17 protein-coding genes are annotated in these 26044 nt (G+C 76.2%); 5 read left to right on the top strand and 12 right to left on the bottom strand.

Annotation, left to right across the window (positions count from 1 at the left end; genetic code table 11):
- Positions 1 to 271 precede the first annotated feature (271 nt).
- Positions 272 to 4471 carry a S8 family serine peptidase gene (locus FS882_RS14720; protein ID WP_158374034.1) on the top strand — a complete coding sequence of 1400 codons (4200 nt, stop codon included), beginning with the start codon at positions 272 to 274 and terminating at the stop codon, positions 4469 to 4471.
- 356 nt (positions 4472 to 4827) lie between these two features.
- Here the strand turns inward: FS882_RS14720 and FS882_RS14715 are convergent, their stop codons facing one another.
- The 11 genes from FS882_RS14715 to FS882_RS14660 all read right to left on the bottom strand — a co-directional run bounded on the left by FS882_RS14715 (position 4828) and on the right by FS882_RS14660 (position 20268).
- On the bottom strand, positions 4828 to 5832 hold the full coding sequence (locus FS882_RS14715; RefSeq protein WP_262348317.1) for a 5'-3' exonuclease: 1005 nt from the start codon (positions 5830 to 5832) through the stop codon (positions 4828 to 4830).
- An 82-nt stretch (positions 5833 to 5914) separates the two neighbouring features.
- On the bottom strand, positions 5915 to 6928 hold the full coding sequence (locus FS882_RS14710) for a LacI family DNA-binding transcriptional regulator (protein WP_410053289.1): 1014 nt from the start codon (positions 6926 to 6928) through the stop codon (positions 5915 to 5917).
- A 115-nt stretch (positions 6929 to 7043) separates the two neighbouring features.
- Complete coding sequence (locus FS882_RS21055) at positions 7044 to 9746, bottom strand: glycosyl hydrolase 53 family protein (protein ID WP_187365315.1); 2703 nt, start codon at positions 9744 to 9746, stop codon at positions 7044 to 7046.
- 136 nt (positions 9747 to 9882) lie between these two features.
- Positions 9883 to 10791 (bottom strand): sugar ABC transporter permease, encoded by a 909-nt coding sequence (locus tag FS882_RS14700; RefSeq protein WP_158374029.1) that lies wholly within the window; start codon positions 10789 to 10791, stop codon positions 9883 to 9885.
- 1 nt (position 10792) lies between these two features.
- Positions 10793 to 12436, bottom strand: coding sequence for an ABC transporter permease subunit (locus FS882_RS14695; RefSeq protein ID WP_158374026.1), 1644 nt, complete (start codon positions 12434 to 12436; stop codon positions 10793 to 10795).
- 109 nt (positions 12437 to 12545) lie between these two features.
- Positions 12546 to 13790: a maltose ABC transporter substrate-binding protein gene (locus tag FS882_RS14690; RefSeq protein WP_158374023.1), complete on the bottom strand. Its 1245-nt coding sequence runs from the start codon at positions 13788 to 13790 to the stop codon at positions 12546 to 12548.
- A 160-nt stretch (positions 13791 to 13950) separates the two neighbouring features.
- Positions 13951 to 15969 (bottom strand): beta-galactosidase, encoded by a 2019-nt coding sequence (locus FS882_RS14685; RefSeq protein ID WP_158374021.1) that lies wholly within the window; start codon positions 15967 to 15969, stop codon positions 13951 to 13953.
- Between the two features lie 385 nt (positions 15970 to 16354).
- Positions 16355 to 16906, bottom strand: coding sequence for a hypothetical protein (locus tag FS882_RS14680; RefSeq protein ID WP_158374018.1), 552 nt, complete (start codon positions 16904 to 16906; stop codon positions 16355 to 16357).
- Between the two features lie 142 nt (positions 16907 to 17048).
- Positions 17049 to 18758 (bottom strand): hypothetical protein, encoded by a 1710-nt coding sequence (locus tag FS882_RS14675; protein WP_158374016.1) that lies wholly within the window; start codon positions 18756 to 18758, stop codon positions 17049 to 17051.
- A 120-nt stretch (positions 18759 to 18878) separates the two neighbouring features.
- Positions 18879 to 19487 (bottom strand): RNA polymerase sigma factor, encoded by a 609-nt coding sequence (locus FS882_RS14670; protein ID WP_410053288.1) that lies wholly within the window; start codon positions 19485 to 19487, stop codon positions 18879 to 18881.
- Positions 19488 to 19638: 151 nt separating this feature from the next.
- The gene (locus tag FS882_RS14660; protein WP_187365314.1) at positions 19639 to 20268 is read right to left on the bottom strand and encodes a nucleotidyltransferase family protein; all 630 of its coding nucleotides are present in this window, start codon (positions 20266 to 20268) and stop codon (positions 19639 to 19641) included.
- 59 nt (positions 20269 to 20327) lie between these two features.
- Here FS882_RS14660 and FS882_RS14655 point away from each other — a divergent pair, with 59 nt between their 5' ends.
- Complete coding sequence (locus FS882_RS14655) at positions 20328 to 21107, top strand: endonuclease/exonuclease/phosphatase family protein (protein ID WP_158374012.1); 780 nt, start codon at positions 20328 to 20330, stop codon at positions 21105 to 21107.
- A gap of 40 nt (positions 21108 to 21147) precedes the next feature.
- Here FS882_RS14655 and FS882_RS14650 read toward each other — a convergent pair whose 3' ends face one another.
- Positions 21148 to 21594, bottom strand: a complete 447-nt coding sequence (locus FS882_RS14650; protein WP_239198962.1) for an ATP-binding protein — start codon at positions 21592 to 21594, stop codon at positions 21148 to 21150.
- A 177-nt stretch (positions 21595 to 21771) separates the two neighbouring features.
- Between FS882_RS14650 and FS882_RS14645 the strand changes: the two genes are divergently transcribed.
- From FS882_RS14645 to FS882_RS21050, 3 genes are all read left to right on the top strand, one after another.
- Positions 21772 to 23301 (top strand): DHA2 family efflux MFS transporter permease subunit, encoded by a 1530-nt coding sequence (locus FS882_RS14645; RefSeq protein ID WP_222848231.1) that lies wholly within the window; start codon positions 21772 to 21774, stop codon positions 23299 to 23301.
- A 281-nt stretch (positions 23302 to 23582) separates the two neighbouring features.
- The gene (locus tag FS882_RS14640) at positions 23583 to 25427 is read left to right on the top strand and encodes an HNH endonuclease signature motif containing protein (protein WP_158374010.1); all 1845 of its coding nucleotides are present in this window, start codon (positions 23583 to 23585) and stop codon (positions 25425 to 25427) included.
- Positions 25428 to 25722: 295 nt separating this feature from the next.
- Positions 25723 to 25971, top strand: coding sequence for a hypothetical protein (locus FS882_RS21050; RefSeq protein WP_187365313.1), 249 nt, complete (start codon positions 25723 to 25725; stop codon positions 25969 to 25971).
- Positions 25972 to 26044: the final 73 nt, after the last annotated feature.

Raw genomic sequence — 26044 nt, 5'->3', positions numbered from 1 at the left:
GATGCGGGGGGACGATCTTCACGAGATCGTCACATCCGGCCCGGGACCTGCCGCGGGCCGGGGTGCAGCGCAGCGCGGCCGCCGGCGCGGGCGGCCGTGTGTCCCCGGTCACCCATGCTAGCGACGCCTGTGCACGGCCTGAGCGACGAATGTGTGGCGAAACCGTGACGAATCGCCCAGGAGTTTGTACGGTGAGCCAGCAGTCACCGTCGGACATGACGTTCAGTCATGACCGGGTGCACGTCTGCTCCTGCCCCAAGAACGGATTCCCATGACGCGTCGCTCGCTCCGTGCCTCGTTGACCGTCCTGGCGCTGGCCGCCTCCACCACGCTCGGGGCCGGGGGCGTCGCCTCCGCCGCCGGGCCGGGCGCCGCGTCGCCGCCGCTCCCCCTCGACCCCGGCCTCGCCGCGGGGGCGGGGGATCCGATCGCGTCCGACGACGTGCTCGCCGGGACCGAGGACAAGGTCTCCTCGGGCCTGGCGGACGCCGACGGCACCGTCACCGCCTTCGTCCAGCTCGACGCCCCCTCCGGCCTCGACGTCGCGGAGGACGGCGGCGACGCGGCCGCCGTCCAGGCCGCGACGGCGCAGGTCGAGCAGGTCGCCGAGGCCGTCGTCCCCGCCGAGTCCGACCCCGCCGCCCGCACCGCCGCGGTCGCGCCCGAGCGGATCGCCACGCTGTCGAACCTCGTCGCGGGCGCGCTGGTCACCGGCGACGCCGCGCAGGTCCGGGACCTCGCCGCCTCCGACGACGTCGTCGCGGTGTACCGGGTCACCACCAAGACCGCCGACAACTCCTCCACCGACGCGTTCACCCGGGCGCTGCAGGTGTGGCAGGACACCGGCCAGACCGGCGAGGGCGTCCGGATCGGCGTCATCGACACCGGCCTGGACTACACCCACGCCGACTTCGGCGGCCCCGGCACCGTCGAGGCCTACCAGCAGGCGTACGGCGAGGACGGCACGCAGCCGGTCCCCGAGGGCCTCTACGACCCGGCGAAGTACCTGGGCGGCTACGACTTCGCCGGCCCGCTGTACGACGCGGACCCGAACTCCGAGCTGCCCGGCGCGACGCTCACGCCGACGCCCGACGCGAACCCGATCGACAGCCTGTACACCTCGGACAACTCCGGGCACGGCACGCACGTCGCCGGCACCGCCGCCGGCTACGGCGTCCAGCCCGACGGCACCACGTTCACCGGCGACTACGCGTCGCTGACCGACCTGTCCGACTGGGAGGTCGGCCCGGGCTCCGCGCCGGGCGCCGGGCTCTACGCCCTCAAGGTGTTCGGCGACATCGGCGGCCAGACGGACCTCACCGGCCTGGCCCTGGACTGGGCCGCCGACCCGGACGGCGACGGCGACTTCGGCGACCACCTCGACGTGGTCAACCTGTCGCTCGGCGCCTCCGCCACGCCGTCCGACGACCCGGACAACCTGCTGATCGACCGGCTGTCCGACCTCGGCACCCTCGCGGTGCTCAGCGCGGGCAACTCCTCGGACATCACGGACGTCGGCGGCTCGCCCGGCTCCGCGGCGTCCGGCCTGACCGTCGCGAACTCCGTCGGCAGCCCGCAGACCTACGACGGCGTCGAGGTCACCGAGGGGCCCGACCCGGCCGCCGTCGGCACCTGGGCCGCGCAGAACTCCATCTCCTACGCGGGCACCGAGGACGTCACCGCCCCCGTGGTCTACCTGGGCGACGGCGTCGACGGCTGCACCCCGCTGACGGACCGCGCGGCGGAGATCACCGGGAACATCGTCTACCTGTGGTGGGACGACGACGACGCGACCCGCGCCTGCGGTTCCGTGGCCCGGTGGAACAACGCCGAGGCCGCCGGCGCGGTCGGCGTGCTGATCGGCACGGAGTCGACCGTGTTCTCCGCGGGCATCTCCGGCAACGCGACCATCCCGGGCGCGCAGCTGACGGCCTCGTCGACCGACGCGCTGCTCCCGGCCATCCAGGCGGGTGGCGTGGTCGCGCACATCGGCCCGTCGCTCGCCGCCGCGGTCACCTCGGACGAGATCGGCGACGCGCTCAACCCGGGCTCGTCCCGCGGCGCGCACGGCTCGCTCGGGATCATCAAGCCCGACGTGGCGGCGCCCGGCACGCTGATCTTCTCGGCCGCGTCCGGCACCGGGGCGGCGGCGCAGTCGCTGTCCGGCACCTCGATGTCGTCCCCGCACGTCGCGGGCATCGCGGCCCTGGTCCGCGCCACCCAGCCCGGCTGGACGCCCGCGCAGGTCAAGGCCGCGGTCATGAACACCGCGACCCACGACGTGTGGACGGGCGCGAACCAGTCCGGCACCACCTACGGCCCGCAGCGGGTCGGCTCCGGCCGGGTCGACGCCCGCGCCGCGGTCGCCGACACCGTGCTCGCGTACGGCTCGGAGGACCCGGACCAGGTGTCCGTGACCTTCGGCGTCGTGGACGTGGGCGCCGAGCCCGTCACGCTGAAGAAGACCGTCACGGTGCAGAACACCGGCACCGAGGCCGTGACCTACGGCACCGCCTTCGCCGCGGCCACCACCACCGGCGGCGCGACGATCACCACCTCCCCCGCGACGCTGACGGTCCCCGCCGGCCAGCAGGGGCTGGTCACCCTGACGCTCACCGCCGACCCGGCGACCCTGGAGCGGGAGATCGACCCGACCCAGGCGACCACCCAGGGCGGCGTGCCGCGCGAGTACGTGGCGTCGCTGTCCGGCCGGCTCGTGCTCACCTCGGGCGACGCCGAGCTGCGGGTGCCGGTGCAGGCCGCCCCGCGCCTGGTCTCCGAGCTGACCGCCGACCCGGTGTCCTTCGCGGACGCCGGAGCGGGCACCGCCGCGCTGACCCTGTCGGGCCGGGGCGTGGACGCCGGCGGCTGGACCTCGCTCGTCGCACCGCTCACGCTCGGGGCCACCAGCCCGAAGCTGGAGGACGTGCCCGGCTTCGTGACCTCGGAGTCCGCCGTGGCGTCCGGCGACCTGCGCTGGGTCGGCTGGACCTCCACCGCGCCGCAGCAGGCCGCCGCGGGCGGCGACCCGGCCGACGGCTACCTCGGCGTCGGCATCGCGGTCGACGGCGACTGGGCCACCCTGGGCCAGGCCGTGCTCCCGGTGATCGACTGGGACGTGGACCGCGACGGCACGCCCGAGGCGCAGACGGTGGTGCAGAAGCTGAGCGACGCGGCCGACGTCACGGTCGCCGCGACGTTCGACTACGACACCGGCGACGTGCTCGACGTCCAGGGCGTGAACGGCGCGTTCGGCGACGTGGACACCACCGTGTTCGACAACTCGGTGCTGGTCGCGCCGGTCGGGATCGCCGCGCTCGGGCTCGAGCCCGGCGCGACCCCGGCGGTCACCGTCTGGACGACGTCCGACTACGCGGCGGACCCGAGCGGCCGGGTCGATGCGGCCGAGCCGTTCACGGTGGACCCGTTCGACCCGCCGTACTGGTTCGACGGCGGCGTCACCGACGCGCTGTGGTTCGCGGCGTCCGACGCCACCGAGCTCACCGTGCACCGGTCGGTCACCACGGCCGCCACGGCGGACCGGCTGCTGGTGCTGCACAGCCACAACGCCGACCCGACGACGCGGGCCCAGGTGCTCGACGTGGCCGTGCCGGAGGCCGTGGCGACCACCACCACGCTGAAGGTCACCGGGCCGGCGAAGGTCGGCAAGGACCTGACGCTGACCGCCACCGTGTCCCCGGCCGAGGCGACGGGCACCGTCTCGTTCCGCGCGGACGGCACCGAGGTCGCCACCGCCCCCGTCTCGGGCGGCACGGCCACGGCGACGGTCCGGCTCGGCGGCGGCCCGCACGCGCTGACGGCGGTGTTCACGCCGGACACCGCGGCGTTCGCGGGGTCCGAGTCGGCGGCGGTCCAGGTGGACGTCAAGAAGGCCGGCTCGACCACGAAGGTCACGCTGTCGCAGAACTCGGGTCGGTACGGCTCGGAGGTCGCCGCGACGGTGACGGTCACCGGCCAGGGCGCCGTCCCGGCCGGCACCGTGGAGATCCGCGAGCGCGACACGGTCCTGGCGACCGGCGACCTCACGGCCGGCGAGGGGAACCAGGCGACCGCCACGATCGCCCTGCCCCGCGACCTGAAGTCCGGGTCGCACACCCTCACCGCCGTGTACACGGGCAGCGCGGACGTCGACGGCTCGCAGACCCAGCGGTCCTACCGGGTGCTGGCGACCGTCCCGACGATCAGCCTGGACACCCCGTCGTGGACGGTCGCCAAGGGCGCCACGCCCGCGGTGACCGTCACGGTCGCGGGCCCCGAGGGCGCCCCGGCCGCCGGCGGCAAGGTGACGGTCCTGGCGGGCATCCGGCCCGTGGCGACCGTCGCGCTGACGGACGGGACGGCGACCGTCACCCTCCCGGCCGTCAGCCGCACCACCACGGTCACCGCGCTGTACACCGGCGACGGCGGCTACACCCCGACGCTCACGATCGGGGTGCTGAAGGTGCGCTGAGACGCGCCCGCCGCGCGCGGGCCGGGCACCCCCGCACCCGGGGGCGCGGACGGCTCGGGCGCGGCGGGTCGGCGCGCGGGGCGCGCGGCGGAGGCGTGGACGCGGGGGGTCGTCCGCACCCTGGGGCGCCGCCGCCCGGCGCGGGAGGGCGGTGCGGACGGGCCGGGGGGATCCAGGACCGGCCGCACCGCAGGGGGGTCACCGGGGGGCGGTGACCCCCCTCTCGCGCGCCCGGGGGTCGGGCGGCGGCGAACCCGGCGGATCGTCGCGTCGCACCCCGATCGTCAGGGCGGCGGAGTGACGATCCGGTGGGATCGCGAGGGCGCCGCGTCCGGCCGCCTCCCCGGCCGGGGCGGTCAGCGGCTGGCGAGAGCGGTCAGGACCCGGCGGACGCTCGACTCCAGGCCCCAGCGGGCCGTCAGGTCGACCAGGGCCTCGCCGTCCACGGGCTCGCGCGGCAGCGCGAACGCGTCCGGGGCCGCCGGGTCCGCCCCGTCGGCGAGCCGCACCGGCGCGTCCGCCGCCACCCGCACCACGTCGGGCGCCACCGCCAGGTAGTCGTCGGCCTCGACCAGGCGCCGCCGCTGCGTCGCGGTCAGCCCGCGGTCGCCGGCGTCCCGCGCGGCGAGCAGCCCCGGCAGGTCGCCGTACTTCGCGAGCATCGCAGCGGCGGTCTTCTCGCCGATGCCGGCGACGCCGGGCAGACCGTCGCTGGGGTCGCCGCGGAGCACCGCCATGTCGGCGTAGGCGCTGCCCGAGGCCACGGCGTACCTCTCCCGCAGCCGGGCGGCGTCGACGACCTCGATGTCCTTGATCCCGCGGATGGTGGAGAGCACCCGCACGGGCGCCTCGTCGTCGACCAGCTGGAACAGGTCGCGGTCCCCCGTCACGACGAGCACCGGCGTCCGCTCCCCCGCCGGCCGCGCCACCTCGTGCGCGGTGAGCGTGCCGATGACGTCGTCGGCCTCGTACCCGGGCGCCCCGGCGCGGGCGATGCCGAGGGCGGCCAGCACCTCGGCGATCACCGGCACCTGCGGCGCGAGCGCTTCCGGGACCTCCTCGGCCACCGTCACGCCGTCCGACGACGCGGCCGCCGCGGCCTCCGCCCCGCCGACCACCCGGTGCGCCTTGTACGACGGGATGGCCGCGACCCGGAACGCCGGGCGCCAGTCCTCGTCCCAGCAGGCGACGAGCCGGTCGGGCCGGTGGTCGGTCACCAGCCGGGCGATCATGTCCAGCAGGCCGCGCACGGCGTTCACCGGCGTGCCGTCGGGCGCCTTGACCGAGTCGGGGACCCCGTAGAACGCCCGGAAGTACAGGGACGCGGAGTCGAGCAGCATCAGCGCGTGACGGTCGGCCATGCCCTGAGTGTGGCACCCGGCCGCCGCGCCGCCCGGGAGCCGTCGCCGAGCCCGCGCCGGCCGCGTGCGGCCGCCTGCGCGGTCAGGCCGAGGCCCGCTCCACCAGCGACGTCGGCAGCGTGATCCGGGCGGGCTCGGCGCCCTCGACCACCTCGAGCAGCAGCCGCACCATCTCGGACGCGATCCGCTCGAACGGCTGCCGCATGGTGGTGAGCGGCGGCTCGAGCGTCGCCGCGAGCCCGGAGTCGTCGAAGCCGCCGACCGCGACGTCCCCGGGGACCGAGCGCCCCGCCTCGCGCAGGGCGACCAGCGCGCCCGCGGCCATCAGGTCGGAGGCCACGAACACGGCGTCCAGGTCGGGCCGCCGGTCCAGCAGCTCGCGCATCGCCGCCTGGCCGGACGCCCGCGAGTAGTCCCCGTGCGCGACCAGCGCGTCGTCGTACGCCTCCCCGAGCGCCGACCGGTACCCCGCGAGCCGGCGGAACCCACCGGGGGTGTCCATCGGCCCGGTGATCGTCGCGACCCGGGACCGGCCCCGCGCGAGCAGGTGCTGGGTCATCCGCCGGGCCCCGCCCTCGTCGTCCGCGGACACCCAGCCGATCCGGTCCTCGTACCCGAGCGGCTCCCCGCAGGCGATCGTCGGCACCCCCTGGCGCAGCAGGTCGCCGACCACGGGGTTGCCGCGGTGGGAGGAGATGAGCAGCACGCCGTCGACGTGCCCCGCGGCGACGTAGTCGGTGATCCGCCGCCGCTCCTGCTGGGTGCCGGCGACCATGAGCAGCAGCGGCATCTCCCGGGCGGCCAGCGCCTCGGCGGCCGCGCGCAGCAGGATCGAGAACGTCGGGTCCTCGAACAGCAGGTGCTGCGGCTCGGTGAGCAGGAACGCCACGGAGTTGGCCCGCCCGGTGACGAGGCTGCGGGCGTGCTGGTTCGCGGAGTACCCGGTCGACCGGATGGCCTCCTGCACGGCCGCGAGCGCCTCGGGCGACACCCAGTGCCCCCCGTTGAGCACCCGGGACACGGTCCCGCGGGAGACGCCGGCGGCCGCGGCGACGTCGCGGATCGTCGGGCGGCGGCGGGGCTGGTCCACGGCCACCGACCTTACGGCCACGGCAGCCCCCGCAGGTCGCAGCGCGCCGGGCGCACCCGGCCGGGGTGCCGCGCCGCGGAGGCGGCGCGGACATCCCGGCCGGGTCGGTCGCGCACGCCGGTCAGCGTCCCGGACGCCCGGGGGCGGTGCGCGCGGCCCGGCGGCGCCGGGTCAGGAGCACCGCGCCGGAGCCCACGAGCGCCAGGGCGGTCGCCAGCGCGAGCCCCGCCCCGGCGGCGCCGGTGGCGGCGAGCCGCCCGGACGCGGCGGTCCCGCCGTCCGCGGCGAGGACCGTGACCGGCAGCGCGAGCAGGACGGTCCCCGCGGCGTCGCGCACCTGCAGGTGGTGCAGGCCCGGTGCGAGGTCCGCGGGGATCGTGACCGTCACGGTCGCGGCGCCGTCGACGAGCCCGGCGGTGGCGAGCCGCTGGTACACCGACGCGATGCCGACCTCCACCCGCTCGCCGGGCATGCCGGTGAGCGCGAGCGTCACCGTGCCGCCCGCCCGGACGGTGGTGGCGGACAGGGTCCCGGCCGGGGCGTCCTGCGCGGGCGGGGTCGTCGGCCCGGGGGTGGGCGGCGTCGTCGGCCCCGGGGTCGGGGGCGTCGTGCCGGGCAGCGCGACCAGCCCGTCCAGCGCGGCGGTGAGCGCCGCCACCGCGCCGTCGACCGTCGCCTGCCCGGGGGCCGCGGCCCGGAGCACGAAGTCCGCCCGGCCCGCCGCCGCGTCGAGGGCGGCGACCGAGTCGGCCGTGTACCGCGCGCGGTCGACCCCGGCCGCGCGCTCCGCGAGACCCCGCAGCGCGGCGGTGTCGGCGACGGCGGTGTCGGGCACGGCGACGAGCTCGAACGCGTCGAGCGATCCCCACGCCCCGCCGGACAGCGCGAGCGAGGCCGAGACCACGACGACGCCGTCGGCGGCGACGGTCAGCACGTCCGTCTGCGGGTGCTGCCAGTTCGCGAAACCGTCGAGCCGGAAGTCCGCGGTGACCGAGGAGATGCCGGAGCTCGCGGAGATCTGCATTGTGTCCGCCGACCCGGCGTCGCCGCCCTGGGCACGCGCCGACAGGCGGTACTGCCCGGCCGGCACGCCGGTGACGGTCTGCTCGATCGTGAACGCGTACGGGGCGGCGGCCCAGAAGTGCGTCGACCGCTGCCCGGCGTACGGGTCGTTCGTCGAGCTGATCGTGTAGCCGGTGCCGGTGCCGGTCCACGGCGCCGCCCCGTCCTCGAACCCGCCGTTGACGACGAGGTTCTCGCCCTGCCCGGCGTCGGCCAGCACCGTGACCGTCGCGGTGGCGGCGTGCCCGCCCGCCGTCGTGCCGGCGAAGGTGTAGGTCCCGGGGTCGAGCAGCCAGGACGGGTCGTCCCGCCAGGTGACCGCCTCGTCCTCGGTGGTGCCGTCGGTGTAGGACACGCGCAGCGTGCCGGGCAGCGGCACGGCGTCGCCGGCGACGACGGTCAGGCGCGGCTGCTCGACGGCGTCCACCTGGCGCGGGGCGACCGACCCGGTGCGCGCGTACTCGTACACCCGCAGCGACTCGAGCGGGGTGCCGTCGAACGCGAACAGCGCCTGGTTGTCCCAGGAGGAGCCGCCGTACTCGTCGGCCCACTCGCCGCCGAGGGCCCCGGTGGGGTCGTAGAACTCCTGGGAGTGGGTGCTGGCCCAGCCGGACCCGTCCCGCTCCCACAGGTCCCAGTTCGCGTCCACCTGCTCGGGCGGGCCGACCGGCAGCCACGCGGGCTCCCAGTAGAAGGTGCCGATGCCGCGACCGCCGGAGACGTCCGCGACCGCCTGCATCACGTCGCGGACCGCCAGGGCCTGGCCCTGCACCGAGGCGGAGTACGCGGTGGGGGCGGTGCGGATGACGTTGGGGTACCCGTCGCCGTCCTCGAGGGTGTACGCCCACGACGTCTCGGCGACCGCGACCTCCTTGTCGTAGGTCGTCGCGACCTGGTCGAGCACCGCCGTCAGGTTGGCGAGGCTGCCGTGCCAGAACGCGTAGTACGAGCTGAGGAAGACGTCGTAGTCGACGCCACCGTCGTGCAGGGCCTTCGCGGCGGCGGCGTACTGCCCGGCGCGCTCGGGGTTGGTGAAGTGCACCGCGACCTTCACGTCGGGACCGAGGGTCTCGCGGACCGCCTCCGAGCCGGCCCGGAACAGCCGGACCGTGCTGTCCCAGCCCTGGACGCCGGCGATCTCGCCGCCGGTCGTCTCGTTCCCGATCTGCACCATCCCGACGTCGACCCCGGCATCCGCCATGGCCCGCAGCGTGTCCGCCGTGTAGCCCTTCAACGCCGCGGCCCGCTGGTCCAGGTCGAGCCCGGCCCACGCCCGCGGCGAGCGCTGCTGGCCGGGGTGCGCCCAGAAGTCGGAGTAGTGGAAGTCGACCAGCACCCGCATGCCGGCAGCGGTCGCCCGGCGCCCGATCTCGACGGCGCGCGCGGCGTCCACGTTCCCCCCGCCGTACCCGAGCGCGGGGTCCGCGCTGGTGTAGGGCTCGTTCCACACCCGGACGCGGGCGTAGTTGACGCCGGCGTCCGCGAGGACGTCGAAGACGTCCGCCGGCCGGCCCGCCTCGTCGCGGAACACCACCCCGGACTCCTCGAGCGACAGGACGCTGGAGAGGTCGGCACCGTTGATCCAGCCCTCCCCCATGCCGTCGACGCGCGGGACGGTGATGCCCGCCTCGACCGGCACCGGCTCGTCCGCGGCCACCGCCGCCCCGCCCGCGGCTCCCGTCACGCCCGCCACCCCCGTCATCGTCAGCACAGCGGCCAGCGCCACCGTGCGCGCACCCCGCCGTCGTGGTCTGGTCCTCATCGACCGGTCCTCTCTGGATCGCCGTGGCGCGGGCGCGCCGGAGCGCGCGCCCGCCCGTCCGTCCGTGGTCCCCCTGCCGCCCGGCGTCCGTGCCCGGCGTTTCCTCGCCCCGGGACGGTCCCCGGGGGCGCGGCGGTCAGCCCTTGACCGAACCCGCCGACAGCCCGCCGACGATGTACCGCTGCAGCGACAGGAACAGCGCCAGCACGGGGATCGACCCGATGACCGCGCCGGCCGCGAACAGCCCCCACCGCGAGGTCAGCTGGTTGGACACCCACTGGTACATGCCGACGGCGAGCGTCCAGTTCTCCTCGCTCGTCAGCACGATGCGCGCCAGGATGAAGTCGCCGAACGCGGAGATGAACGCGAGCAGCGCCACGACGGCCAGGATCGGCGTCACGAGCGGCATGATCAGCCGCCAGTAGATCTGCGAGTGGGTGGCGCCGTCGATGCGCGCGGCCTCGTCGATCTCGCGGGGTACGGAGTTGAAGAACCCGTACATGAGGAACGTGTTCGCCCCGAGCGCGCCGCCGAGGTAGACGCAGATCAGCGCGACCCGCGAGTTCACGCCGAGCGCCGGGATCACGTTCCCCAGCGAGATCAGCAGCAGGAACACGGCCACGAACGCCACCGTCTGCGGGAACATCTGGATCATCAGCAGCGAGGTGAGCGACGCGCGCCGCCCCTGGAACCGGAACCGGGAGAACGCGTAGGCCGCGGCGGCGCCCATGAGCACCGCGCCGAACGCGGCGACGCCGCCGATCAGCAGGGTGTTGCCGACCCAGGTCCAGTACAGGGTGTCGCCGAGCGCGACGAAGTTGTCCAGGCCGACGGTCCGGAACAACGAGCTCGACCCGGCGAGCGAGCCGGACGGGTCGAGCGCGGCGGACAGCGCGTAGACCAGCGGGAAGACCGCGTAGAACACGATGACCAGGCCGACGGGGTACTTCCAGCCGATCTCCGCCCACCACCGCGTGCGGCGGGCGCGCGTCGGGCGGCCCGGGGCGGGGGCGGCGGTCCGCTGCGCGGGGTTCGCGAGAGCCATCTCAGATCTCCTCGAGCTTGCGGGTCCGGCGGAACGCCAGGCCGGAGACGACGCCGATCACGACGAACACCACGATGGACAGGGCGCTGGCGAGGCCGTAGTCGGCGCGGCCGCCCGACACCCCGGAGATCTGGTAGATCGCGGAGATCAGGATGTCGGTCGACCCCATCGGCGTGCTGGCGCCGGGGAAGGCCGGCCCGCCGCCGGTGAGCATGTAGATGATCGTGAAGTTGTTGAAGTTGAAGGCGAACGACGCGATCGCCAGCGGGGCGGTCGACACGAGCAGCATCGGCAGCGTGATCGACCGGAACTGCCGCCAGCGCCCGGCGCCGTCGACCCGCGCGGCCTCCATCACGTCGCCCGGCAGCGCCTGCAGCGCGCCCGTGGTGACCAGGAACCAGTACGGGTAGCTCAGCCAGAGGTTGACCCAGAGGATCGCGGCCTTCGCCAGCCACGGGTCGGACAGCCAGCCGATGTCGGCGCCGAAGAAGAACCAGTCGTTGATGACGCCGAACTCGGAGTTGAGCATGCCGCGCCACAGCAGGGCGGACATGAACGCCGGGAACGCGTACGGCAGGATGAACAGCGTCCGCAGCGCCTTGCGGCCGCGGATGCGCGGGTCGTTGTAGATCAGCGCGAACAGCAGGCCGAGCCCGAAGCTCGTGAGCACCGTGAGGATCGCGAACGCGAACGTCCACACGGCGACCTTGAGCAGCGGCCCCGCGTAGCTCGCGTCGGTGAAGGCCCGGACGAAGTTGTCGAAGCCGACGTTGACGTACCAGCCGGCCGCCAGCCGCTCGCCGTCCTCGGTGACGAACTGCCCGCGGTCGCTCGGGCTGTAGACGGCGCCGGTCTCGGTGTTGGTGATCGTCTGCGCGTCCGGGTCCCACACCAGCCGGGAGGTGTACACCGCGGCGGTCGAGCCCTCGCGGGTGCGCAGCGAGCCGTCCTCGGCGTCGTCGGACACCGGGACGCGGAGCGCGACGACCTCGGCCTGCAGGTCCGCGTCGGAGTAGAGCTGGGCCCGCGGCACGACCTCCCAGCCGGGCACCGCGACCGGCGTGCCGCGGTCGTCGACCTGCGCGCCGCCGACCGCGTCCAGCGGCTCGTCGGCCGTGCCGACGCGGACCGTGCCGTCGTCGTTCACCGCGAACCCGAGCGCGTCGCCGTCCCGCACCACCGCGAGCGGGTACTCCGGCGAGCCCTCGACCTGGCGCTCGTCCTGGATCAGGGCGGCGTCGACGGCCTGCTGCATGCTGCCGAGGTGGCCGGTGCCGTAGTTGGTGAAGGCCACGTAGCCCGTGTAGAGCAGCGTGAACATCTGGAACACGGCGAGGAACACCAGGCCGGGGAACAGGTACTTCAGCGGCAGGGCGCGGCGGGAGAAGTAGATCCAGTCCGCCGCGGCGAGCAGCACGACCAGCGCGGCGAGCACCACCCAGGCGCCCGCCCGGTAGGCCGACAGGATCGCCAGCACGCCGCCCGCGTTGACCACCATCATCAGCAGGAGCTTCACGGCGAAGCCCCAGCCGAGGCCGCGCCACGCGCGGGCGTGCGACTCGCGGGGCGCCGGGGCGCCCGGCTCGCCGGACCGGTCGGGCGGGGTGCCGGGCGGGTGCGCGGCGGTGCTCGTGCCGACGGACATCGTTGCTCCTCGTGCGGGTCGTGGCGGGCGCGGGTCCCGGGGGGCGGGCGCGGCCCGGGGTGGTGCCGGTGGTGCGGGCGGGGCGCGTACGCCCCGCCCGCACCGGGGGTCAGCCGATCGCCGACTCGACGCTGGCGACCATCGAGGACCAGGTGCTGTCGGGGTCCTGGCCGGTGATCAGCGCGATCTGCGCGGCGTTCCAGAAGTCCCAGACGGCGCCCATCTCGGGGATGTTCGGCATCGGCACGCCGTTCTGCGCCGAGGCGAGGAAGCCGGCGATGACCGGGTCGTCGCTGACCTGCTCCGCCACGGCGGTGAGCGCCGGGATGCGCGGGTCGGCGTCGTACAGCGCCTGCTGCGCCTCGTCGGTGGCCACGTAGTTCGCGAGGAAGTCGTTCGCGAGCAGCGCGTTCGACGACTGCGCCGACAGGTAGAAGCCCTGCACGCCCACGAACGGCGCCGCGGTGCCGCCGCCGGCCGACGGGATCGGGCTGACCGCGACCTCGACGCCCGCGTCCTGGTACGTGGGGATGGTCCACGGGCCCTGGATGATGAACGGCGACTGGCCGGTCGCGAACAGCTCGTTGCCGATGTCGTAGTCGACGGTGTCGGTGAAGTAGCCGGTGCCGGCCGAGCCGTTCTCGTGGATCCACCGGGCGTAGGCCAGACCGGCGTCGCCGCCCATGCCGACCTCGGAGGTGTACGAGCCGTCCTCGTCCTGGACGAACACGGGGGCGCCGAACGACGTCTGGAAGGCGTACGAGGTGTACATGTCACCCTCGGCGCCGTTCGTGTAGAGGATGAACGGCCGGTCGGCGAAGCCGGCGTCGGTCGCCATCTGGATCATCTCGTCGAACGTCTGCGGGGCGGTGTCCCCGACCAGCGCGGTGTTCTGGATCAGCGCGACCGACTCCTGCGCGTACGGCAGGGCGTACAGCTGGCCGTCGTAGGTGAAGGCATCGAGCGTGACCTGCTCGAAGTCGTCGGCGCGCGAGCCGAGGCTGATCGTGTCGACGACGCCGGACTCGACGAACTCGCCCAGCCAGTCGTGCGCGCCGACCGTGATGTCCGGGCCCTCGCCCGTGGGGACCTGGGCGAGGAAGTCGGCCCGGAGGTCCTCGAAGTTCTTCTGCACGACCGTGACGGTCGCGCCGCTGTCCGCCTCGAAGTCCGCGGCGGCGTTCTTGATCGCCTCGGCGCGCTCGGCGTCCGACCAGATCACGAGCTCGCCGCCCGAGCCCGCCGCGGCGGTGCCGCCGTCGGCCGTCGTGGCGGGGGCGGGGTCGCCGCTGCACGCGGCGAGGAGGGCCACCGTCGCCACTGCGGCGACGCCGGCTGCGAAGTGCCTGCGCATGTGTCGTCCTTTCCGGGAGGGCCGCCGCGTGCGCGTCGATCGCGTCCTTGCGACCCGTGGTGGGTGCGGGGGCGCTCGGTGCGCCACCGCGGTACGGGCTGCCGGCCAGCCCTGCCGCCGGAGGGGTCCGGCGGGGCGGGCGGCAGCCGCGGTCGTGCGGTCAGCGACCACCCCCCTGCGGGCGCGCGGCGGTGCGCAGCACCGCCACCTCCCCCGCGCCGACCTCGTACGACTCGCCGGCGTCGGTGCCGGAGAGCAGCTCCGTGCCCGGCACCGCGAGGGTGACCGGCTCGTCGCGGTGGTTCACCGCGACCACGTAGTCGTGGGCGTCGCCGCGCCGGACCGTGACCTCGAGGCCCTCGGGCAGCCCCGGCGGCGTGATCCCGGCGTCCGCGTACACCGCGGCGAGCACGGGGGCGAGGGCGTCGACCCCCAGCTTCGTGCTCACGTACCAGCCGGCGCCGGCGCCGTGCGCGTGCCGGGTGATCGCGGGCAGGCCGTCCGCCGGACCGCCGCGGTAGGTCCCGCGGACCTCGGCGCCGTCCAGCGCCAGGTGCTCGCTCCAGGCCGCGGTCGGGATCGTCGTGCCGTCCAGGTCGACCGCGACCTCGTGCTGCGGGCGGACCGGCAGGAACTCCTCCACGGTCAGGCCGAGGGCCGTGCGCAGCGGGGCCCCGAAGCCGCCCTCGTGCACGGCGTCGTGCTCGTCCACGACGCCGGCGAAGCAGGACACCAGCAGGGTGCCGCCCTGGGCGACGTAGTCGGAGAGGTTCTTCCCGGCCGCCTGGGTCACCAGGTACGACGACGGCGCGACCACCAGGCGGTAGCCGGACAGGTCGTCCTCGGGGTGCGCGAAGTCGACGGTCACGCCGTCCCGCCACAGCCGCTCGTAGTAGGCGCGGACCCGCTCGCGGAAGCCGAGCTCGTCCGACGGCCGCCACTCCAGGTCCTGGGCCCAGAGCGACTCCCAGTCGTAGAGCACGGCGACGTCCGCCTGCACCCGCGAGCCCCGGACCTCGGCCAGCCGGCCGAGCTTCGCGCCCAGCTCGACGACCTCGCGGAACACCCGGGACCCGGTGCCGGCGTGCGGGAGCATCGCCGAGTGGAACTTCTCCGCGCCGGAGCGGGAGGCCCGCCACTGGAAGAACAGGATGCCGTCCGCGCCGCGACCGAGGTGGGTGAACGCGTTGCGGTGCATCTCCCCCGGGCGCTTGGCGATGTTGTGGCCCTGCCAGTTCACCGCCGACGTCGAGTGCTCCATGAGGATCCACGGCTTGCCGCGCGCGACGGACCGGGTCAGGTCCGCGGACAGCGCCAGGCCGACGTGCGCGTCCTCGTCCGGGGACCACAGGTAGTGGTCGTCGGAGACGACGTCGACCTCGCGGGCCCAGCGCCACAGGTCGGTGTTGTACGACTGGTGCGCCATGAAGTTGGTGGTCACCGGCTGGGCGGCGTGGGCGCGGATCGCGTCCCGCTCCGCGCGGAAGCAGGCTCGCAGGGCCTCGTCGGTGAACCGCGCGAAGTCGAGCCGCTGCGCCGGGTTCGGGGTGGAGGCGGTCGCGCCGGGGGCGCCGACGTGCTCCCAGTCGCCGTAGACCTGGCCCCAGAACGCGGTGCCCCACGCGGCGTTCAGCCCGTCGAGGGTGCCGTAGCGCTCCCGGAGCCAGCCCCGGAACGCCGCGACGGACGCCGGGGAGAAGTCCTCCCCGACGGGGGCGCCGTACTCGTTGTGCACGTGCCACAGCACGACGGCCGGGTGGTCCGCGTACCGGCGGGCGAGCGCGCCCCCGATCCGGGCCGCCGCCGCGCGGTACTCGGGCGAGGACGGCGAGACCATGCCGCGCGAGCCCGGGCCGAGCGCGGTCCCCTCGCGGGTGACGACCCGCGCGTGGGGGTACGTCGCGTAGAACCAGGCGGGCGGCGCGGCGGTGGGGGTGCCGAGGTCGACCGCGATGCCGTTCGCGTGCAGCAGGTCGAGCACGTCGTCCAGCCAGCCGAAGTCGTACTCCCCCTCGCGCGGCTCCAGCAGAGCCCAGGAGAAGATGCCGACGCTGACCAGGTTGACGCCCGCCTCGCGCATCAGGGCGACGTCCTCGTCCCAGACGTGGCGCGGCCACTGCTCCGGGTTGTAGTCGCCGCCGTAGGAGATCCCCTGCGTCGGCCAGCCGAACTCCGTCATCCCGCTCCTGCTCCCTCACCTCGCTGTGCACGGTCACAGTACGGTGCACAGGACTGAGGCGCCCAGGGCGGCATCGCCTCTGTTACGCAACTGTGACCGTGCACGGTGCAGGCGACGCACACGCGAGCCCGACCCCGACGCGGGGGGCGCGGCCGCGGGCGCGGCGAAGCCGGCGAGGGGGTGGCCGACGCGGCGAGGGGGTGGCCGACGCGTCGAAGGGGTACCCGACGCGTCGAGGGGGTGGCCGACGCGTCGAGGGGGTACTCGACGCGTCGAAGGGCTAGTCGCCGACTACTCGCTCGACGCGTCGGGTACCCGCTCGCGGACGACGCGACGCTGCGGTGCGGCGTCGTCCGCTCGCGGCGGGCGGCGCGGCGCCGCCGGGTCAGCGGCGGGTGTGCGACGCCAGGGTGGCCAGGGTCAGGGCGACCGCGTCCTCGGCGAACGCGCCGCGCCAGTCCGGACCGCGCTGCGCCGCCCACGCGCGCCACGCGGCCCCGCCCCAGGTGCCCGCGGCCGAGAACAGCGCCGCCGTCGCCGCGGGGAGCACGACCGACCGGCCGCGCTGCCGCGCGAGGACGACTCCGCCCAGCGCCGCGGCGACCGCGCGGCTCTGGGGACCGGGCGGGTCGAGCCGGCTCGGCGTGCTGGGCAGCTTGTCGCCGGTCAGCTCGGCGACGACCCCCAGCCGCGCGCCGAGCCGCTTCAGCCGGCCGCTCGCCGGGTCGGCGAGCGTCGGGGCCGCGAGCGCCAGCGACGCCCGGGAACCCGCGGCGACGCCGAGCACCGCGCTGCGCAGGAGGAGGCCGGCGGCGGTGCCCCGGTGCCGTGGTGGCGTCCCGGCCGGCGCCAGGGCCACGGTCGGGTCGCCCGGGGCAGGTCCGGGGCCGGCGCGGTGGTGGGTGCGGTGACCGGTGCTGTCGTGTCGTCGTCCCATCCACCGACGGTCCCGTGCCGGGCGCGCGTCGGCAACCGCTGGCAGGCACGGGGGCGGGGAGCCGCCCTCCGGCTCCCCGCCCGCGTCAGGGCTGTCGCCCCCTGCGCGTCCCGCCGCCCTCCGCAGCGGGACGCGTCGCCGGTCACCCGGCGAGATCGAGCGAGCCCTCGTCCACCGCGACGACGCTCCACGTGGAGCCGTCCGCGTCGGAGAGCTCGTAGGCCGGCACCAGGAGCGCCGAGCCGTCGGCACCGGTCACCTGGCTGACGCCGAGCCGCGCACCGGTGATCGTGACCTGCTGAACCGCCCACGGGATCGCGGCGCCCGGCCGGGCGGTCGGGGGGACCGTCGGGTCGGCGGACGCGGACGACGAGGAGGCGGCCGCGTCGTCGGCGACCTCGGCGCGGGCCAGCGGCATGACCCCGCCGAAGCCGGCGCCGAACCGCGGGTCGTTCAGCCGCTCGACCGCCGTCGCCGCGCCCACGACCGGGTACGCCCCGAGGTCGACCAGCGGGGCCAGCGAGCCGTACAGCGACTGCACGCCGTCGGCGACCAGCGTCACCGACCAGGTGAGCCCCGTCTGCTGCCCGTCGAGCACCTGGTACGCCGTCACCGTCGACGATCGGGCGTCCCCGGTGTCGACGACCTCGTACTGGAAGCCGTCGGGGTCCACGCCGAGCGCGCCGAGCAGGTCCCGCGCGGCCGAGGTGGCGGCGTCGCCGGTCGGGGCGGGGCCGGCCGCCGGGTCGCAGGACGGGCCGACCACCGACGGCAGCGCCGGGTCGACCAGCGCCGGGTCCAGGGTCGCCGGCTCCGGGGTCGGGACGACCTCCACGGCCGCGCCGTCGGGGGCCGCACCCTCGGAGGCCGTGCCCGCGGAGCCGTCCGACGCGGCGCCGTCCGACGCGGCGCCGTCGCCGGGCCGGTCGGGGGCGGACGCGGTGCAGGACCACGGGTCGCGGGTCGGGTCGTAGTAGCTCAGCCCGGCGGTCCCGTCCGGCTGCAGCGACAGGCTCGGGCCCGAGCCGTCCTGCGCGCCGACGGTCCACGCGCCGTACTGCAGGACCGGCTCCCCGGCCACACCCAGCACGCCGGCCGCGCGGGCGGCGGTCTCGGCGGAGAACACCGACGCGGCGTCGAACGCCCACGCGTGCCCCGACGCGGTGTCGTCGGCGAGGCCCGAGGCGGAGAAGACCGCGCGGCCGCCGAACCCGGGCGCGATCCGCAGGTCCGCGGTCGACCCCGCGGCGTCCATCTTCATCGTGCCCTCCGCCGCGGCGCCGGGGGCGGACAGGGTGATCGGGGCCTCGGCGGTGACCGCGTCGGCGCCACCCCCGGTGCCCAGGGCGTAGCCGCCCGCCCCGGCCACGACGGCCGCGGCCGCGGCCACCGCGGCGACCTGGAGCCACCGCGAGCGGCGACGGGGCGCGAGCGCGACGACCGCGGCGCCTGCGCCGGCGTCGGCACCGGCGTCGGCACCGGCGTCGGCCTCGGCACCGTCCGGGGCCCCGGGGGCCTCCTCGGCGGCGGTCCGGCGGGCCACCTCCGCCCGCAGCGCGGCCGAGTCGAGCCGGGAGCTCGCGGCCGGGTCGGCGGCCCTGAGCCGCGCGAACGCCTCGTCGTCGGGAGCCTCGCTGTCGGGCGCTGCGCGGCCGGCCTGGTCCGTGCGCGCCGAGTCGGCGGGCGTCGCGCGGTCGGCCGCCGCGCTGCCGGGCGCCGCGCTGTCGGGCGCCGCGCGGTCGGCCGCCGCGCTGCCGGGCGCCGCGCCCTCGGGCTGCCCGGCGCGCGCGTCGTCGTGACCGCCCGGCGAGCCGCCGGCGGCGGCCGGGTGCTGGTCTCGGTGCTCGTCCACGGTGGCCTCCTCGGGGTCGTGCGCCCGCCGCCGGTGCGGAGCGGGCGCGTCCACCCCCTCTGTGTCCCCGGGTCGCCGGGGCTTGCACACGTCCCGGCGGCGCCGGTGCGCGCGGTGCGGTCAGTCCGCCGCCCACACCTCACGGAGCCGGGACCGGGCGCGGGACAGCGCGGCGTCCGCCCCGCCACGGGACACCCCGAGCACGAGCGCGAGGTCGTCGCCCGACAGCCCCTCCCAGGCAGTGAGCAGCAGCACCTGCCGGTCGCGGGCGCTGAGCCGGGCCAGCGCCACGCGCACCCGCTCGTCGCGCACGGCCCGGACAGCGGGGTCGTCGGGATCGGGCTCGTCGGGCACCGTCTCGACCGGGACCGGGCGGCCCTTGCGCCGGTGGTTCGCCAGCACGAACCCCGCCGTGCGGTAGAGCCAGGGCAGCTCGTGGCCGTCCGGCACCTCGGCGCGGCGGCGCCACGCGACGGTCAGCACGTCGGCGGCGAGGTCCTCGGCGTCGTCGCCCGCGCCGCGGCGCAGGAGGTACCGGTGCACCGCGGGTGCGTGCCGGGCGAACAGGTCCTCGAACCAGGGCCCGTCGCGCACGGCCGCGCCGTCGGTCGCACCGGGTCCGGCGGGTGCGTCCGGCCCCGCGGGCGCGTCCGGTCCCCCGGGCGCGTCGGCGGGCAGGTCGGACCCCGCGGCGTCCGTCCCGGCGGCAGGCTGTCGAGCGCTGTGCACGCGTTCCCCTCGCGTCGGTGGCGGGGCGCGCGCGTCGGCGCACGCCTGTGCCACCACTGTGTCGCGTCGGGGCCGGTCCTTGCACGACCGGGCGGGCGAGTCGCGCCGGGCCCGCGCCGGGGCCGCGCCGGGCGTCGACGGCCGCCCCTGCTCAGCGCAGAGCGGGCCCCACCGGCGAGATCCCGAGCTCGTGCACCAGCAGCAGGAACGCCCTGCCGTACGGCGTCGCGCCCGTCTCCTGCTGCACCCGGTCCCAGTCGATCTGCTCCCGCAGCGCCCGGACCATCGCGATCATCCGCGTGAAGTCGCAGTAGTGCTCGCCGAGCACCCGCATCTTCGCGGAGATGATGTCCGTCGCGTCCAGCACCGGCATCCGGACGGCCAGCACCTCCATCACGTCGGACCGGCCGAGCATCTTGTGCGTGATCGGCTCGCCGACCATCCGGAACAGGATGTCGACCAGCGCCCCGTGGTGGAACGCCTTGAACAGCCAGTTCTCGGCCGGGTCCTGCACGTCCAGGCCCGCCGCGGCGAGCGCCGCCTTGGCCTGCGGCACGTCCTCCTCGGAGATCGCGAAGTCGGCGTCGTGGTCGGGCTCCGGCGCACCGCGCGCCCACGCGGCGTAGCCGCCGACCAGGGCGAACGGGATGCCCGCCTCCTCGAGCGCGACGGCAGCCATCCTCAGGGCGTCCTGCAGGGCGGTGCGCGGGTCGGGCGGGTCCGCGGCGCCGGGGCCCACCTCGGCACCCGCGACCGCGGCGGTGGCGGCGTCGGAGGTCATGCCCCCGGAGTCTGCACGACGACGCGCGCGTCCGCAGGACGACGGGAAGAATCGCGGGCGTGCGACTCGCGACCTTCAACATCCTGCACGGGCGGAGCTTGACGGACGGCAAGGTGGACCTGGACAGGTTCGCCGGCGCCGTGCGCGGGCTCGACGCCGACGTCCTGGCGCTCCAGGAGGTCGACCGCGACCAGCCGCGGTCGCACCAGGCCGACCTCACCGCGGTCGCCGCCGAGGCGATGGGCGCGCAGGCCCACCGCTTCGTCGCGACGCTGCACGGTCACCCGGGCACGTGGACCGCGGCGACCGGCGAGGACCAGCCGTCGATCGCCGCCTACGGCATCGCGCTGCTCAGCCGGCACCCCGTGAGCGCGTGGCGCGTGCTGACGCTGCCGACGCTGCGCCGCCGGGTGCCGATGGTGCACCGCGGGAGCCGGCGGCCGTCGCTGGTGCAGGACGAGCAGCGCGCCGCGCTCGCCGCGGTCGTCGAGACGCCGGACGGGCCGCTCACCGTCGTCGCCACGCACCTGACGTTCATCACCGCGTGGAACGTGATGCAGCTCCGGCACCTGGTGCGCGCCTGCCGGGCCCTGCCCCGTCCGATCGCGGTGACCGGCGACCTGAACCTCGAGGGGGCGACCCCGGCGCGCGTGTCCGGCTGGCGGTCGGTGGGGCGCGTCGACACGTTCCCGGTGTCGGTGCCGGACCGGCAGATCGACCACGTGCTGCTCGACGGTCCGGTGGTGCCGTCGAGCGAACCGGTCGCCGTCGACACCGGGATGTCGGACCACCGCGCGCTGGTGGTGGACCTGGCGCTCGGCGAGGGCCGACCGCGCTGACCGGGGTGCCGGTCGGCCTCCGGGCCGGTCGGCCTCGACGTCAGTCGGCCTCCGGGTCGACCAGGAACCACACCGTCTTGCCGTCGGCGCCGTGCTCGTCCACGCCCCAGGTGCGCGACAGCGCCTCGACCAGCGCCATGCCGCGCCCGCTCACGGCGGTCGGCGCGGGGTGCTGCACCTGCGGGCGCGCGGGGCTCTCGTCGGTCACCGCGACGCGCACGCCCCGGTGGTCGATCCGCACCGCCACGCGCACCCGGCCGTGCTCCGGTCCGTGCACGACGGCGTTGGCCACCACCTCGCCGGTCAGCAGCTCGATCACCTGGTTCGCCGACCCCGAGACACCTGACGCCGCGACCCGGTGCATGATCCAGTGCCGCGCCGCGCGCGGGGCCGACCGACGGGCGTCGAGGACCAGCTCGTCGTGCTCCGCGCGCGCGTCGGCGCGCCTCGCTCCCGGCGCCGAACGGAGGTCCCTGACGTCACCCACCCGCCTACTGTGCCTGACGCGGCGCGTGCGCGCTGGCCGAGCGACACGCCGGGTAGGGGTGTCAAGCCCGTCCTCGGGGGTGTCCGCCGCGGGTCTCCGGCCGTACTGTCGCAGGGCGCGGCAGGCGCCGGACGGGGCTCCGGCGCCGACGCCGTCGCCCAGCCGCCAGGAGGTCCCGTGCCCGTCGACGCCGCCGACGCCGCGCCCGGTCCCGCGCCCGCGGGCCTCGTCCTGCGGTCCGCGGCGGGCCGGGGCACGCTGCTCGCGACGGTGCTCGGCTCCGCCCTCGTCTTCCTGGACGGCACGGTGGTCGGCATCGCCCTGCCGGCGATCGCGGCGGACCTCGGCGCCACCACCGCGGGGCTGCAGTGGACCGTCAACGGCTACGCGCTCACCCTCGCGGCGCTGCTGCTGCTCGGCGGGTCCCTGGGCGACCGGTTCGGCCGGCGGCGGGTGTTCGTCATCGGCACGGTGGCCTTCGCCGCGGCGTCCGTGCTGTGCGCCGTCGCCCCGACCGTCGGGCTGCTCGTCGCGGCCCGCGCGCTCCAGGGCGTGGGCGGCGCGCTGCTCACCCCCGGGTCGCTGGCGATCCTGCAGGCGACCTTCGTCGCCGGGGACCGAGCCAAGGCCATCGGCGCCTGGTCCGGGCTCAGCGGCGCCGCGGGGGCCGTCGCGCCCTTCCTCGGCGGCTGGATCGTCGAGCAGGTCGGCTGGCGGTGGGTGTTCGGCATCAACATCCCGCTCGCCGCGCTGGTGGTCGTCGTGGCCGTGCGGTTCGTGCCGGAGTCCGCCGACCCGGAGGCGTCCGGGCGGCTCGACGTGCTGGGCACCGTGCTCGCGGGCATCGGGCTCGGGGCACTCACCTGGTCGCTCACCGCCTGGTCCGAGGAGGGCGGGCTGACCGGGCCGGTCGCCGCCGTCGGCGCCGCCGGTGTGCTGGCGCTGGCCGGGTTCCTGGTCGCGGAGGTGCGCTCGGACCACCCGGCCCTGCCGCTGCGGCTGTTCCGGTGGCGGCCGTTCGCCGCCGTGAACCTCGCGACGCTGCTGGTGTACGCCGCGCTGACCGGGATCTTCTTCTTCCTGCCCGTGACGCTCCAGGTCGTGACCGGCTGGTCGCCGCTGGCCGCCGGGATCGCCTCCCTGCCGGTGACCCTGCTCATGCTCCTGCTGTCCGCCCAGGGCGGGGCGCTCGGGGCGCGGATCGGCCCGCGCATCCCGATGACGGTCGGGCCCCTGCTGGCCGGGGCCGGGGCCGTGCTGCTCGGGGGCATCGGCTCGGACGCGGCCTACCTGCTCGACGTGCTGCCCGGGGTGCTGCTGGTCGGCATCGGGCTGGTGCTCACCGTCGCGCCGCTGACGGCGACCGCGCTCGCAGCCGCGCCCGACCACCTGGCGGGGGTCGCGTCCGCGACCAACAACGCCGTCGCCCGGGTCGCCGGTCTCCTGGCGGTGGCCGTGCTGCCACTGGTCGCCGGGGTCGGGGCGGGGCTGTCCGACCCGGACGTGCTGGCCGACGCGCACCCGGTGGCGATGCTGGCGTGCGCGGGGCTGATGGCCGCGGGGGCGGTCGTGTCGGCGATCGCGATCCCGGGGTCCGCGGCGGAGGTCGCCCCGCCTGCGTCGGTCGCGTCGACGGACGCGGGTGCACCCGCTTCCCCGGAACCGCCGAGCACCCCCGGGGCGGTGGGCGGCGACGGCCGGGACTGATCGCGGGGTGCGACGCGGCGCGGCACGCGGCCTCCCGGGGCGCTGGCGGCGCGGTCCGGCAGCGCGGTCCGGCAGCGCGGTCCGGCAGCGCGGTCCGGCGGCGCGGTCCGGCAGCGCGGTCCGGCGGCGCGGTCCGGCAGCGCGGTCCGGCGGTGCGGTCCGGCGGCGGTGCCCGGTCGGTGAGCGGGTGCCGAGTCCTCCACAGGAGACGGGGCGTGCTGCGTCCCCAGGACGGGCGCTCGGCCCGGTGGCGTGCGGGTGGTCGCCGGTAGCGTTCTTGCATGGCTGACCAGCAGGAACACCCCGACGGCGACGTGGTCGCGGACCTGGTGCTGCCGGTCTACGGGGCCGACGGGGTGTGCCTGACCGAGTACGGACCGGACCCGGTGGTGGCCTTCGGTGGGGCGCCGCGGACCGGCGAGCAGCGGCAGGTCGAGGCCATCGCCGCGTGCGCTGCCGGGCCGGTGCTGGACGACTGGCTGCGGGGCCTGGACCTGACCGTGCTGGCCCCGGCGATCCTGGTCGAGGTGGTTGCCGCGCGGGCGCGGATGGAGGCCCACCAGCACGCCGCGATGCTGGACGCCGTCGCGGAGCTGGCGAACCGGCCCGAGATGGCCCCGGACTGGTCACCGCTCGCGGGTGCACCGCCGACGCACCCGTGCGTGGCCGGGGACGAGCTGGCCATGCGGCTGGGCTGGGCGCGGGTCTCGGCGAACAGGACCGTGAACCGCGCGCTGCTCCTGACCGGGATGCTGGCGGCCACCGGCGAGGCACTGGAGACCGGGCACATCGACGCCGCCAAGGCCGACGTGATCGCGACCGGGCTGACCGACCTGCCCTACCAGGCCGCCCACGCGGTGGAGAACGCGGTGCTGCCCGACGCCCACCAGTGCTCCCGCAAGCAGCTCGAGCAGCGCGTGGCCCGCGAGGTCCGCCGCGCCGACCCCCACGGGGAGGCCGGGCGACACACCCTGGCCCGACGAGGTCGGCGGGTGACCCACCCGCGGCAGCGCCCGCACGGCATGGCCGCGATGTGGCTCGTGATGGCCGCCGAGGACGCCACCCGGGTGGACGGGGTCCTGGACCACACGGCCCGTGCCGCGAAGGCCCTGGGCGACCCGCGGACCCTGGACCAGCTGCGCGCCGACGGGTTGCGGGACCTCGTCGTCGGCGACGTGCCGTCCTCGGACGGGCCGGCGTTCGAGGTGCACCTCGACCCACCCGCGCCGGTGCTGCCGGCCCCGCGACGAGGGTCGGACCGGACCGTGACCACCATCCGGCGTCAGCCGGTGCGCCCGCGCCCGGTCGAGCCGATCCCGACCGCCACCGTCGTCCCGGTGAGCGAGCCCGCCGCCGGGAGCGCGCCGTCCGTGCCCGCGTCCAGCACCGCGCCGTCCGTGCCCGCGTCCAGCACCGCGCCGTCCGTGCCCGCGTCCAGCACCGCGCCGTCCGTGCCCGCGTCCAGCACCGCGCCGGCCGCCACCGCACCCACCGAGCCCGACGGCGCGCCGACCGCCACCGCGCCCGCCGATACCGCGCCGACGACCACTGCCCGGCGGGGCTGCGGGCGCTGCACCGGACGCCCCGGCGCCGAGGTCCGGGTCACCATCGCCGCCTCCACCCTGCTCGGGCTCGACGACGAACCTGCCGACCTCGACGGGTACGGCCCCATCGACGCCGTCCGCGCCCGGGCAGTGGCCGACGGCGGGGTGTGGCGGCGGGTGGTCACCGACCCGGTCACCGACCAGGTGCTCGACGTCGGGCGCGAGCGATACCGACCACCCGCAGGACTCGCGGAGCTCGTCCGCACCCGCGACACGACCTGCGTCGCACCGGGGTGCACCTTCTCGGCCCGACGCGCCGACCTGGACCACACCATCGAGTACCACCGGCAACCCGGCGACCCACCCGATCAACCCCTGGGCCGCACCGACGCCGACAACCTCGGACCGATGTGCCACCGCCACCACCGCCTGAAGACCGACGGCGGCTTCCGCCTGCGGCAGATCGAACCCGGGCTCTTCGAGTGGATCACCCCCGCGGGCCACCGCTACCTGGTGCGCCCCGGGACCGGCCGGACCCACGACGCCACCACCGACCCCCTCGACGCAGCCCCGCCGTTCTGAACCCGCGCCCGAGCACGGCCGGTGAGCCCACGGGACCGGGACGCGCAGCTGTGCGGTCGAGCCGTAGTGGTGCAGGAGTGCCGTCAGGACGTGGACGTGCGGGCGTTGCCGTGTCGAGACGCGGACGTGCAGGCGTGCCGTCGGGCCGTGGACGTGGCTGTGCAGGCGTCCCGTCGGGACGTCGCCGCGCAGGACGCCGACACCGGGCGCTCCCACGTCCGTGCCCTGTCAGTGCCCTCAGTGCCCTGTCGGTGCCCCCAGTGCCCTGTCGGTGCCCTCCGGCACCATGTCCCCCATGCCCGACTACGTCGCCCACCTCACCGTCCCGGACGTGCCCGACGACGAGACCCGCGCCGGCATGGCCGACGCCCTCGGCGCGCTGCGCGACGACGCCCCGCCGGGGTTCGTCGGGCCGGGCCGGGTGACGTTCGACCTCCGGGGCGAGGCCCCGGACCTGGAGACGGCGGTCCGTGCCGCGAACACGCACGCGGCGGAGATCCTCGACGACCTCGCGTGGGAGGTGGAGGTCGAGGTCCTGGGCTGACTGTGAGGGTTGTGGCTGCGGCTCGCTGAGCGGTGGGCTGTGGTCGGTGGGTGCGCGCGTGACCCTTGGCCTG

This window comes from Cellulosimicrobium cellulans (assembly GCF_007679345.1).
GTDB lineage: Bacteria > Actinomycetota > Actinomycetes > Actinomycetales > Cellulomonadaceae > Cellulomonas > Cellulomonas cellulans_A.
The sequence above is the reverse complement of the archived record's forward strand: the minus strand, read 5'-3'. Positions and strand labels throughout refer to the sequence as shown.

Excerpts from the sequence above, each read along its gene's own strand:
- FS882_RS14720 (WP_158374034.1), top strand. The coding sequence starts at position 272 with ATGACGCGTCGCTCGCTCCGTGCCTCGTTGACCGTCCTGGCGCTGGCC.
- FS882_RS14715 (WP_262348317.1), bottom strand. The coding sequence starts at position 5,832 with ATGGCCGACCGTCACGCGCTGATGCTGCTCGACTCCGCGTCCCTGTAC.
- FS882_RS21055 (WP_187365315.1), bottom strand. The coding sequence starts at position 9,746 with ATGAGGACCAGACCACGACGGCGGGGTGCGCGCACGGTGGCGCTGGCC.
- FS882_RS14700 (WP_158374029.1), bottom strand. The coding sequence starts at position 10,791 with ATGGCTCTCGCGAACCCCGCGCAGCGGACCGCCGCCCCCGCCCCGGGC.
- FS882_RS14695 (WP_158374026.1), bottom strand. The coding sequence starts at position 12,436 with ATGTCCGTCGGCACGAGCACCGCCGCGCACCCGCCCGGCACCCCGCCC.
- FS882_RS14690 (WP_158374023.1), bottom strand. The coding sequence starts at position 13,790 with ATGCGCAGGCACTTCGCAGCCGGCGTCGCCGCAGTGGCGACGGTGGCC.
- FS882_RS14685 (WP_158374021.1), bottom strand. The coding sequence starts at position 15,969 with ATGACGGAGTTCGGCTGGCCGACGCAGGGGATCTCCTACGGCGGCGAC.
- FS882_RS14680 (WP_158374018.1), bottom strand. The coding sequence starts at position 16,906 with ATGGGACGACGACACGACAGCACCGGTCACCGCACCCACCACCGCGCC.
- FS882_RS14660 (WP_187365314.1), bottom strand. The coding sequence starts at position 20,268 with ATGACCTCCGACGCCGCCACCGCCGCGGTCGCGGGTGCCGAGGTGGGC.
- FS882_RS14640 (WP_158374010.1), top strand. The coding sequence starts at position 23,583 with ATGGCTGACCAGCAGGAACACCCCGACGGCGACGTGGTCGCGGACCTG.
- FS882_RS21050 (WP_187365313.1), top strand. The coding sequence starts at position 25,723 with ATGCCCGACTACGTCGCCCACCTCACCGTCCCGGACGTGCCCGACGAC.